The following is a 10,778-nucleotide window of genomic DNA, read 5'->3' on the forward strand; positions in this document are numbered from 1 at the left end:
ATACAATACCAAAGAATGAATATTTTATTAATTAAATCAATGGGTACACACATTGCGCCATCAGTTTAATAAGTCTTAGCCATGGGACAAAATTTCTGTGAAGTTAAGGATATAAAAAAACAGGCATTGCTAACAAAAGCAAATGCCTGTTTTGCAAATATTATTCACCTAAATCCACATTGTGGTACACTTGCCGTACATCTTCTAAATCTTCCAGTGCATCAATCATTTTTTCAAATTTTGCCTGTGCATCTTCTGGCACCGTGACGTCGTTTTGCGCCAGCATGGTTAACTCTGCAACCGTAAATTCAGTAATGCCGGCATTTTTGAATGCTTCCTGCACAGCGTGGAACTGGTCAGGCTCGGCATAGACAATGACCGAATCTTCTTCTTCGATAATGTCACGTACATCTACATCTGCTTCCATCAATAGTTCAAGAACCTCATCTGACGATTTGCCTTCAAGTCCAATGACAGCTGTTTCATCAAACATATAGGAAACGGATCCGCTCACACCCATGTTGCCGCCGTTTTTCCCGAATGCAGCACGAACATCGGATGCAGTCCGGTTCACGTTATTCGTAAGTGCATCCACGATGACCATTGATCCGTTTGGTCCGAAACCTTCATAACGAAGTTCCTCATAGCTTTCCTCTGAACCGCCCTTTGCTTTTTCAATCGCACGGTCAATGATCGTTTTCGGTACGCTGTATGTTTTAGCCCGTTCGAGCACCACTTTCAACGCCTGGTTTGATTCCGGATCAGGTTCACCCTGCTTTGCTGCTACATAAATTTCACGTCCGAATTTTGCATATACTCGGCTCGTATTTGCATCCTTAGACGCTTTTTTCTCCTTAATATTGTTCCACTTACGTCCCATAATGAACACTCGCTTTCAATATTGAATCTACACAAAAATATTAATATGAATGTAGCTGTAGCTTCAACTAAAAAAAACGATAAGAATCCGTTCCGTTTATGTTGAATATGTATCAGTCATTCAATAGATTATATTATACCTCAAAATGCTTGATTTGTTATGAGTTTAATAATCAGAGCCCTCCAAAAGATACACCGGTTGATATTACCAAACCCATCTGATGTCTTTTTTGATACAATTTTACAGTTAACTGAAATCAAGAGGAAGTGCATCTTATGACGAAACGATTTTTCCTCCTCGCGGTGGTAATGGTTATTACCTTCACAGGAGGTTTTATTTCGGGAATTTTATTCTCGCAACCTAGTAAAAACATGTTAAAATCGAGCGGCGTACCACAATCACAAACAAACCCGGAACAAAAGGCCATGCCAAAACATGAACAGAGATCCAAAGTACTAATGGGATATGTACAGGATTTCCGGAACCCGGATGTAGTGGATTACTCTAAATTGACTCACGTTATTTTTTCGTTTGCCCATCCAGCAAAGGATGGCAGCATATTGCTTAATGGGGACAATGCGTTAAACAATTTACGTACGATGGTGAAAAAAGCACAAAAGCATGACACAAAAGTCATCCTTGCGGTTGGTGGATGGTACCACATCAAGGGCGGGGAATCGTACGAGTATTTTAGGACAGCGCTTGCCGATCCGGGCTCACGCACAAAACTGGTCAACGAGCTTGCCAGTTTTGCAGAACGTGAAAATCTGGATGGCATCGACATTGATTATGAACACCCCCGTTCGCAGGAGGATGCCGCTAATCTGGCTGCTTTTATGAAACAGTTAAGCGAAAGGCTTCATCCTCAAAGCAAGGAGCTATCCATTGCCGTCCATTCAAAAATTCATAGTGTCACAAAAACAGAGGTTCATTTTGTTGTATATGAGCCTTCAATGTTCAAGCATGTCGACCATGTGAACATCATGGCATATGACGGCCAGTGGGATGGCGGATACAATGCGGCCAATTTGGCTCCTTACCCTTTCACTGAAAAAATAGCAGCATATTGGGCAAGCCTTTTTGATACTCATGACATTCCTAAAGAAAAACTTGTGCTTGGTGTGCCGTTTTACGCCCAGCCAGAAGACCCGGCGATAAAACAGGTATCATATGATGCAATCATTGACACTAATCCAGACAAAGCAGCCAGTGACAATGTCAGCATGAATGGCACAACATACCACTATAATGGTTACGATACCGTTCAAAAGAAAACGAGACTGGCACTGGACCACGGTTTCGGAGGCATGATGCTGTGGGAAGCGGGGCATGACTCAAAAGGACCATACAGCTTGACAGCCGCCATTTTGGAAGAAATCGAAAAGGCAGACATATAGAAAAGGCAGGACTCTCTGATTGATGGGAGTACTGCCTTTTCCTTTTTCCTGAATAAATCATTTACGATATAGCTAATTCAGGATCTTGTTTACGGACCCTGCCTTTGACGAGCAGCACAATTAATGACAGAGTTGAAAAGCCTACCAGGTAACCTAGCAAAATGACCATGTTCCACAGCGCTCCGCCAAAATCATTCAACGAGATGACCGACTTAAACCCGGCGATCGAATAAGTAAACGGCAGGAACTTGCTTATCCCTCTGTGCAATTCAGGCAGCATGTCGATTGGCAGGTTTGCACCGGTAATGGATAACTGGAGAACGACCAAAGCCAACGCGATAAACCGGCCGAAGTTTTTGCCGAAGGAGGCCAGGAACAGCACAATCGATGAAAACACGACGCTCACTACAATGGCAAATATGATCACCCCAACTGGATTGGTCACATGAAGTTTCAGAAGTAAAACAACAACTGCCAACAGAAGAATTGCCTGGGCGATTGCCAGTGAGGCCAACTTCATGAATTTCACCGCGAACCATCTGAAACCTGAAATGTGTGACGGCCTGTTAAAATCAATAAACATGGACATGACGAGGATTCCGGCAAATAGTCCCAATGTAAGTACATATGGAGCAGTCGAATCACGATAATGTTTATACCCATTAATTTGGCTGCCTACGAGTTCAACTGGGGCTGCAAACATGCCTGCGTTTTCTTGTCCGGTGTTAGGCCGCTTGTTTTATCGGCACCTTCCTTCAGTCCTGCGGCAAGCTTGTTGCTTCCGTCATTCACTTTTCCGGCACCGTCGTTCAATTTGGTAGTGCCCTCTGACAAGGTGCCCCAGCCTTTATTTACAGTTGATGTACCGTTGCTGACCTGTCCCATGCCATTATCAATTTTTGCCGCACCTGCCGTAAGCGCTTTCCATCCTTCATCTACTTTCGCATTGCCGTCCGAGATTTGGGCAGCACCCGCATCCAACCGGGTAACCCCGCCAGTCAGTTCCTTCCAGCCGCTGTTGACCTTGCCATTTCCATCAGCGATTTGCCTGGCGCCGGCTTCCAATTTGGCGGCTCCCTCGTCTACTTTTATCTGCCCGGCGACAAGCTTATTTAAACCTTCATTTAAATCGGTTGCTCCAGGCACTGCCGTTTCTACAACTCCCTGAGCAACTTTAGCTGAACCTATTCGTAACTTTTCAGCTCCTTCTACAATTAGTTGAAAATTTGGGTCTAATTTAGTTGTGACATTAAATTCCTGGTATTTTTTAATGCCTTCCTCTAATGCCAACGCTCCAGCAGCAACATCTGCAGTCCCGGACTGTAAACGCCCGGCAAGGCCGTCTTTTAAGCCCTGGCTCCCTGCCTGTGCCTTTTTCAAACCATCTAATATCTGGCCGGTTCCATCCTTGAGGGTCATAGTTCCGGCATGCAGCTGCTGTGATCCATCAGCCAGCTTCGCGATGTCCCCGGACTTATCCTGCAGGCCTTTCAACAGGGTGGCGGTTCCATTCTTTAGCTCTTTCGTGCCGTTCGCCAATTTAGTAATATCCGCCTGCTTATCAGAAAGCGAGCTGTACATCTGCCCTGTCCCAGCTTTCAGCTGGTTTGCACCATCGGCGAGCCTTACAATATCGGGTGATTTTTCAACAACTGATTGGTTTAATTGGGTTGTGCCATCCTTGAGCTGGGTCGTTCCGTCTGCAAGCTGTGCTGAACCGTCTGCAGCTTTCTGGAAACCCTCTGCCACATCATCAAGGCTTGAAAAAACTGTTGTGGTATATTCTTTTGTAACTGAATCCGCAAGCTGCTCCCGAATTCTTTCAGTAGCGGTTTCGGTAACCTTTGATGCTAGGAAATTAAGACCTTCATTTTGGATGTATTCGATTTTTAGCTTTTTTGGATCAGGATCCATTACTGTCTTCACTCGTTCCGACAGGTCCTCAGGCAGGACAATGACCATATAATATTTATTGTTCTGGAGGCCCTTCATCGCAGTCGCGGAATCAACAAAATTCCAGCCTAATGCTTTCCCATCCTCCAAATTCTCAACGAGGTCTTTGCCGACGTTGACAGGCGTTTCCCCGGACATCGCTCCTTTGTCATTGTTGACCACAGCCACCGGCAAATTGGACAGGTTGTCATAAGGGCCCCATTTAGCCGATAACAAAATCCCTCCATACACCACAGGTACAAGCAGCGCGGCAATCATGGACCCCAGCAATGCCTTGTTGGCCGCGATTTTTGAAAACTCAGCAGCTAGCAGGCTGAAAACATTCATACTAACACCTCCATTTTTGGTTTTGGACCGCCATTATAAATTTGGTATAGTACTGCCAGGAAATAAATTAATGAATCCGCATTCATACTTTAAAAATCATAATATTTCAAAAAATATAAAAAAATCCAGCGGTTTCATGAATAATACATAAATTTACACAATAAGTACTAATTGTTGTATCCCTCAAGTAGTACCTCATATAGGTCAAACAACAGCCACACATACATACAACAATCTATATAGAAAAAACCCGCGTGCGGCAAATGAAACCCGATTTTTTACATTAAGGACATGCCAAAACCCTGTTTCACCTCCATATACAGGTGAAACAGGGTTTTGGCATTCCACGAATTTATTCCAGCTCAAGCAGGCTTAAACTACGTTAATCTTCAGCTATTGGAGGCCAAAATAATGCTTGTTGTGTTAGCGAATAATGGATTAACGGCTCGGTTTTAAGTATGGAGGGAGGCAGGAACCGGGCCATGGTGTTGTCCCTGATATGTGCTTCTGCCTTCTGCAGCCTCCACTTTTTATGGTGAATGTCTGTCCTGATCAGCTTCTTGCCATTTTCCGTCCATAAGCAATAGCGCTCTGTCAGCCACTCATCAAGACTGCCTTCTCCACTGAAATAGATGGATGATACAGGTTTATAATGGCAGTCGAAGCTTTCATCAGGCTGGCCTTCTTGCTGTCGCTTGCTAAAAAACTTGACCAGTCCGTCTTCTCTCCCAATGCTCATTTTTGCGTTCATATATGGTAAATTATACGTTGCTTTCGCTCCCATTACAGCTAAACGGCTATCCGCATCCATCGAAAAAAAATACACACCAGTCCTGCTTTTGTATTTTACGTAGGTCCTGACATTCAGCTCAAGAAACGAGCTCAGCATCGGTACAGGCGGCATTGCCCTTAATCTCATACCTTTAACGTGAAATGGCACAATCCCAATCCATGCAGTCCCATTATATAAGTCCAGTTCAAGACTGTCGGGAATTTTATTGATTAGGGCTTCTGCCGGAACGGGCCAGTGGAGAAACAGCACATTATCCCATCTTTGCGTCATGACCCAGGGCAGATTAGGGAGCGGAAAAGGCCTGTGGCTGGTTGTTAATAGCTCTTCGTGCATGGTTCATACCTCCTGATGGATTATCCTTTTACCCTGCAGCATTTTGATGCGAATGGACATATGAACAAGTAAGCATAATGGCAATGTGTATGATGAAGCAGGAATACTATTTCTTTTATTGCCTGATATTTTCCCCATAAACTTTCTTCTTTGGTTTACGTTGCTATTTTTTCAATATAGTTTACCGCAATGAAAAAACCGCAAAATGAGTGATCACTTTGCGGTTTATCAACGCGGCAGCCTAAATTTGGCCATCATAATAGTGTTTTGCTAGAACTGTGAATCTGGGTGCAAGTTATTTTGCATAAGTTCCTGGACGTTGTGCATTTGTTCTGTTGTAGCGAGCTCTGTTTCGTACCATCCTCTGCCATTCATGATTTCAAAAAGCTCGTATTGATTGGCGCTCGCATTTTCAAAGCACTGTTCATATATTTCACGCAGTTCTTTATGGGTTGTTTCCAACATCGTATTACTGACGCTCCTGCAACGTCCCTTCTCAAGCTCCAGGCAAAGCTGGAGCATTTCCCTGTCCGTCAATCCGCGGCCTGCTATGTTATTTGGCATGCGCTGCACCCCCTTTCATGCGTTAATGAGTTAATTGGGAACGGTTAAAATATTGAGCAAGATCAGCAATTTTTAATTGATGCTGCTCTGCCATGTTTTCCAGTCTGTGCCGTAAATCCCGATCCTTGCATTGGAAAGCGCACCAGTTCATTGTCTTCGCTATAATTTCCTCTGCCCTTATTTCGTCCTCAATAAAGGCCAACTCTTTTGTCGTCAACTTGTTCATCCGTTTTCAACCCCCTGTAAACCATCTTATATTAGTATTTATTGGGTAAATAATTTTTATCCATATTAGCTTGAACAGTTAAACGCAAACAGTGAGGGCGGTTCAGTCCCGTACAAAAATGGCCCGGTACAATTGAATTACGATAAGGGGCATCAGCGATAGCCCATATACATAGTAAAGCTGTTCGGGGCTGAGAGGTTCCACTTCGAAAACGTCCCTTAGCGGATCTATCAGCAAAACAGCATGCAGCAGCACCACTCCAAGAATGACCGCATACCAAAGATATTTATTAGTGAACAGCCCTATCCTGAAAAGCGGTTTCGTCGACCTTGCATTGAACCCGTGAATGAGCCTCGACAGACATAACGTAGCAAATGCCATCGTGCTGGCCAAGCCGGCATCCCCGGTTGACAGGCCTATATGAAAAGCAATGATGGTTGCCGTCCCGATCAGCAATCCTTCAATGATGACTCTCGCTGCGAATTCTTTGCTTAACAGAGGCTGTTTTATATCTCTGGGCTTTTCTTTCATAATATTTTTATTATGGGGCTCCAGGCCAATCGCTATCGCGGGCAGGCTGTCAGTGAGCAGATTGATGAACAACAGATGGACAGGCGCAAACGGGACAGGCAAAGCCCCAATTGAAGCATACAGGACTGAGAGTATACCCGCTGTATTGCCTGCCAATAGAAATCTTATCGAATTCTTGATATTCTCGTATATACTCCGCCCATTTGCGATTGCCTTGACAATCGTGGAGAAATTGTCATCTGTCAATACCATTGATGACGCGTCCTTTGCCACTTCCGTTCCGGTTATTCCCATTGCAATCCCAATGTCCGCCTGTCTCAGGGCAGGTCCATCGTTTACACCGTCACCTGTCATGGCAACTACATTGCCTTTTTCCTGCCATGCTTTGACGATCCTGATTTTGTGTTCTGGGGATACCCTTGCGTAAACAGAGTATTCCTCTACTTTTTGCATCAGTTCTGAATCACTGTATTTATCGAGTTCAGATCCCTCAACCGCTTCGGACGCATTCCTCAAAATTCCGATCTGGCTGGCAATCGCACTTGCCGTTATTTTGTGGTCTCCCGTTATCATCACTGGCTTGATGCCTGCCTGAATACAGCTTTCGACCGCTCCCTTCGACTCCTCTCTTGGGGGATCCATCATCGCTGTCAATCCTGCAAATATTAGGTCGTTTTCATCGTCAAGGCCGACTTTTTTATGCTCGTCCACCTCTTTATAAGCAAACGCCAAAACCCTTAAACCTTTGCTCGAAAAATCCTGATTGACGCTTTCAATATTTTTCTTGTCATCGTCCGTAAAATCCCTGACGCCTTCAGAGGTCTCTATCTTAATTACCTTTGACAGCAGTACATCGAGGGCTCCCTTCGTTATCATCACTACCTTATCATTGAATCTATTGACTGTACTCATCAGCTTCCTGTCAGAGTCGAACGGAATCTCCTGCAGCCTTGGATAGTTGTCCCTGATCGCCTGTTCGTCCAGGTTATAGACTTCGCCCAGGTTAACCAACGCTATTTCTGTCGGGTCCCCTATTTCTTTCTTTTCCGTCGTCAGGGCATCATTGCACAAAAGGGCCTTTAATATGACATCCTTCTCGACGGGATTTTCCCTGTCCAATTTGTCGTACTCAAGTACCTTGTCCAGGACATACACCTTTTGGACCGTCATTTTATTTTGCGTAAGGGTCCCTGTTTTGTCAGAGCAAATGACTGAAATGCTGCCAAGGCTTTCCACCGCATGGAGCTTCCTGATAATCGCATTTTCCTTCGCCATTTTCTGGGTTCCAAAGGCGAGCACAATCGTTACGATCGAGCTCAACGCCTCCGGAATTGCCGCAACTGCAAGTGAGACCGCGAACATAAATGACGCAGCGATTTCCCGCCCTCTAAAAATATCAAGTGCAAAAATAATTAATGATACTGCAATAATGACAATGGCAAGCTTCTTCCCAAAATTGTCCAAATTCTCCTGCAGGGGGGTTTTCTTATCTTGTGCACTCTCCAGCAAGTTCGCAATTTTGCCAATCTCTGTCTTCATCCCTATTTCTGTCACTAGCACAACGGCCCGGCCATAAGTGACAAAACTACCCGAAAATACCATATTCTTTCTGTCACCAAGCGGCACATTATCGTCGTCAATTGGCTCTGTCGACTTTATCGAACTTACCGATTCGCCTGTCAGGGAACTCTCATTGACCTGCAAGCTGTAGTTTTCGATGATCCTGCCATCTGCACTTACATAGTCACCTGCGTCCAGATACAATATATCCCCGACTATAAGTTCCCGTGACGGTATCTCAATTTTTTGCCCATCCCTCAGCACCTTTGCTGTTGGAGAAGACAGAGCCTTCAGGCTGTTTAAAGACTGTTCTGCCTTAACGTGCTGTACTGTCCCAAGGATAGCATTCAGGATAACTACGATTAAAATCACAATCGTACTTTCATACTTTCCTAAGAAAGCGGAAATAATGGCAGCCACTAATAGAATGATAACAAGGAAATCCCTGAACTGTTCAAAAAACACTTGAATAGTGCTTATGCGTTCTGCTTCCGCCAGTTCATTAAAGCCATATTTTTCACGCCTGCTTTGCACATCAGCCGTTTTTAATCCTTCATCCGAAACTTCCAGGACTCTCAAAGCCTCAGCTGAAGGCATCCTGTAAAATTCAGCCACTCAAATTCCCCCTCAACAGTTCTTTACTGTCCCATTACCAATACTGTTTAATTGTTCCTTGTTCTAAACAAAAATATACTGGTATGCTTGCCGTTGTCATCAAAAGGGGAGCAGGAGTGTCCATCCGGGAGTTTAGCGTTTGAACCTGGACTCCAGTAGTCCGGAGGCGCTGGACTGGGAAGATCATACGGTAGGGCTTTTAGCAAGGAATCAGATCTGTATGATGACATTCCTTTTCAAGAAGCTGGTGAATAGAAAAAAGAGGGATATCACACCCCTCTTCTCTCAGAAATCAATCCTCTTCTTCCATCATTGCTTCAAAAGCAGCGGATACTTTCTCAAATTCCGCGTCAGTTTCGATTGCTGATAAATCACCATCATTGTCGACCTTCATAAAGAAAACATCAATATCGTCTTCACCCGCCTGCTCGATGTCTTCCACGAAGCTTACAGCGACATAATCTGTATCTTCAATCGTCAATAGCCCCAAAACTTCAACTTCCTGCTCCTGTTCAGTTTCGTCGCTAATTGTAAAAATTTCGCCTACTTGAATTTTTTCCATTCCGCCACTCCCTATCTGATTAATTTCCATACTGGTATGCGGTTGCCTAATTATTATCTTCCCTAACACAATTGAATTCATGCTTTACGGAGACAATTTATATGAAATTCTCCGGTTCACCCGCTATATACTGGAATTGAGTACACATAATGGGATAAAATAAAATGTACTCTAACCTGCATGAGTGATTAAAAAAAGAGGAAGTGCTAATATGATAAAAATAGAAATACCAGAACCTGATATTACGATTACACAGCGCACGCAAATAAGACAGGCTGACGAACCGGAAATTAAAAGCATATATGGATTCATAGATTTGCACCAGATCCCAAGGGACAAAGGGGGAATCTTTCTATTTTTTAATATCAATGATGAACTCTTATTCGTTGGCAAAGCCAGGAAATTAAGACAAAGAGTGAAGAAACATTTTGAGGATAATGTGTCACCGATCAAAAACCACAGGGATGAGGTTTATAAAATCGAAATTTGCATTGTGGAAGACCCAATGGACAGAGAAATTTATGAAACCTACATAATCAATAAACTACAGTCTAAATACAATATCGAAAAAGTATTTTATAAACAGCTTTGACAGCGAAAACTCCACAACCTTTTGGAAGTGGAGTTTTGCCGTTTACTTATGGTTAAACAAGAATAGCGATACAAATAACAGCACAATAGCAACCATCTTTTTTATATCCAGGGGAATAGATTTCCCACCGAACAACCCAAAATGATCAATGACCGCCCCGAACATCAGCTGTCCAGCAATGACCGCCACAAGCGCGGGGGCAACACCAATGTTGGGGACAGCAACAACCATGATACTTACATAGAGCGCACCGAGCAAACCACCGAGCAGCTGCCATTTAGGGACTGCGAACATCCCTCCTAAATTACCCTTGCCGAAAAACACTACTAAAAAGAACAGGGCAACTGTACCAATCAAAAAAGAAATAAAAGCACCTTCTAGAGAGACTGCTGAAAATATAAGCCTTTAAATTTACTGCAATGAAATTAAAAAGATTAGGGGATGA

General features: G+C 43.8%; 10 protein-coding genes and 1 pseudogene. 2 read left to right on the plus strand and 9 right to left on the minus strand.

Annotation, left to right across the window (positions count from 1 at the left end; genetic code table 11):
- Window positions 1-160 precede the first annotated feature (160 nt).
- Complete coding sequence (locus tag CVD19_RS15200) at window positions 161-880, minus strand: YebC/PmpR family DNA-binding transcriptional regulator (protein ID WP_101582811.1); 720 nt, start codon at window positions 878-880, stop codon at window positions 161-163.
- 275 nt (window positions 881-1,155) lie between these two features.
- Between CVD19_RS15200 and CVD19_RS15205 the strand changes: the two genes are divergently transcribed.
- Window positions 1,156-2,277: a glycoside hydrolase family 18 protein gene (locus tag CVD19_RS15205; protein WP_101582814.1), complete on the plus strand. Its 1,122-nt coding sequence runs from the start codon at window positions 1,156-1,158 to the stop codon at window positions 2,275-2,277.
- A gap of 61 nt (window positions 2,278-2,338) precedes the next feature.
- Here CVD19_RS15205 and CVD19_RS15210 read toward each other — a convergent pair whose 3' ends face one another.
- From CVD19_RS15210 to CVD19_RS15240, 7 genes are all read right to left on the minus strand, one after another.
- Complete coding sequence (locus CVD19_RS15210; protein WP_101582815.1) at window positions 2,339-2,980, minus strand: YhgE/Pip family protein; 642 nt, start codon at window positions 2,978-2,980, stop codon at window positions 2,339-2,341.
- The gene (locus CVD19_RS15215) at window positions 2,953-4,557 is read right to left on the minus strand and encodes a YhgE/Pip domain-containing protein (RefSeq protein ID WP_101582818.1); all 1,605 of its coding nucleotides are present in this window, start codon (window positions 4,555-4,557) and stop codon (window positions 2,953-2,955) included. The genes CVD19_RS15210 and CVD19_RS15215 overlap by 28 nt, the downstream gene beginning before the upstream one ends.
- A 382-nt stretch (window positions 4,558-4,939) precedes the next feature.
- The gene (locus tag CVD19_RS15220) at window positions 4,940-5,683 is read right to left on the minus strand and encodes a YqjF family protein (RefSeq protein ID WP_101582821.1); all 744 of its coding nucleotides are present in this window, start codon (window positions 5,681-5,683) and stop codon (window positions 4,940-4,942) included.
- Window positions 5,684-5,953: 270 nt separating this feature from the next.
- A complete protein-coding gene (locus CVD19_RS15225) occupies window positions 5,954-6,247 on the minus strand; it encodes a spore coat protein (RefSeq protein ID WP_101582824.1) in 294 nt (97 codons plus the stop codon).
- Between the two features lie 22 nt (window positions 6,248-6,269).
- Window positions 6,270-6,473 carry a hypothetical protein gene (locus tag CVD19_RS15230; RefSeq protein ID WP_101582827.1) on the minus strand — a complete coding sequence of 68 codons (204 nt, stop codon included), beginning with the start codon at window positions 6,471-6,473 and terminating at the stop codon, window positions 6,270-6,272.
- A 102-nt stretch (window positions 6,474-6,575) separates the two neighbouring features.
- On the minus strand, window positions 6,576-9,179 hold the full coding sequence (locus CVD19_RS15235) for a cation-translocating P-type ATPase (RefSeq protein WP_101582829.1): 2,604 nt from the start codon (window positions 9,177-9,179) through the stop codon (window positions 6,576-6,578).
- A gap of 292 nt (window positions 9,180-9,471) precedes the next feature.
- On the minus strand, window positions 9,472-9,741 hold the full coding sequence (locus CVD19_RS15240) for a DUF1292 domain-containing protein (protein ID WP_101582832.1): 270 nt from the start codon (window positions 9,739-9,741) through the stop codon (window positions 9,472-9,474).
- 211 nt (window positions 9,742-9,952) lie between these two features.
- Here CVD19_RS15240 and CVD19_RS15245 point away from each other — a divergent pair, with 211 nt between their 5' ends.
- Window positions 9,953-10,333 carry a nucleotide excision repair endonuclease gene (locus CVD19_RS15245; protein WP_101582834.1) on the plus strand — a complete coding sequence of 127 codons (381 nt, stop codon included), beginning with the start codon at window positions 9,953-9,955 and terminating at the stop codon, window positions 10,331-10,333.
- A gap of 42 nt (window positions 10,334-10,375) precedes the next feature.
- Here the strand turns inward: CVD19_RS15245 and CVD19_RS15250 are convergent.
- Window positions 10,376-10,714 (minus strand): annotated as a pseudogene (locus CVD19_RS15250) (DMT family transporter); the annotation flags it as partial.
- Window positions 10,715-10,778: the final 64 nt, after the last annotated feature.

Source organism: Bacillus sp. T33-2 (genome assembly GCF_002860205.1).
In the GTDB taxonomy this organism is placed as follows: Bacteria; Bacillota; Bacilli; order Bacillales; family Cytobacillaceae; genus T33-2.

Bases quoted from the DNA above. Each gene is read 5' to 3' on its own strand.
- CVD19_RS15200 (WP_101582811.1), bottom strand. From the start codon at position 880: ATGGGACGTAAGTGGAACAATATTAAGGAGAAAAAAGCGTCTAAGGAT.
- CVD19_RS15205 (WP_101582814.1), top strand. From the start codon at position 1,156: ATGACGAAACGATTTTTCCTCCTCGCGGTGGTAATGGTTATTACCTTC.
- CVD19_RS15210 (WP_101582815.1), bottom strand. From the start codon at position 2,980: ATGTTTGCAGCCCCAGTTGAACTCGTAGGCAGCCAAATTAATGGGTAT.
- CVD19_RS15215 (WP_101582818.1), bottom strand. From the start codon at position 4,557: ATGAATGTTTTCAGCCTGCTAGCTGCTGAGTTTTCAAAAATCGCGGCC.
- CVD19_RS15220 (WP_101582821.1), bottom strand. From the start codon at position 5,683: ATGCACGAAGAGCTATTAACAACCAGCCACAGGCCTTTTCCGCTCCCT.
- CVD19_RS15225 (WP_101582824.1), bottom strand. From the start codon at position 6,247: ATGCCAAATAACATAGCAGGCCGCGGATTGACGGACAGGGAAATGCTC.
- CVD19_RS15230 (WP_101582827.1), bottom strand. From the start codon at position 6,473: ATGAACAAGTTGACGACAAAAGAGTTGGCCTTTATTGAGGACGAAATA.
- CVD19_RS15240 (WP_101582832.1), bottom strand. From the start codon at position 9,741: ATGGAAAAAATTCAAGTAGGCGAAATTTTTACAATTAGCGACGAAACT.
- CVD19_RS15245 (WP_101582834.1), top strand. From the start codon at position 9,953: ATGATAAAAATAGAAATACCAGAACCTGATATTACGATTACACAGCGC.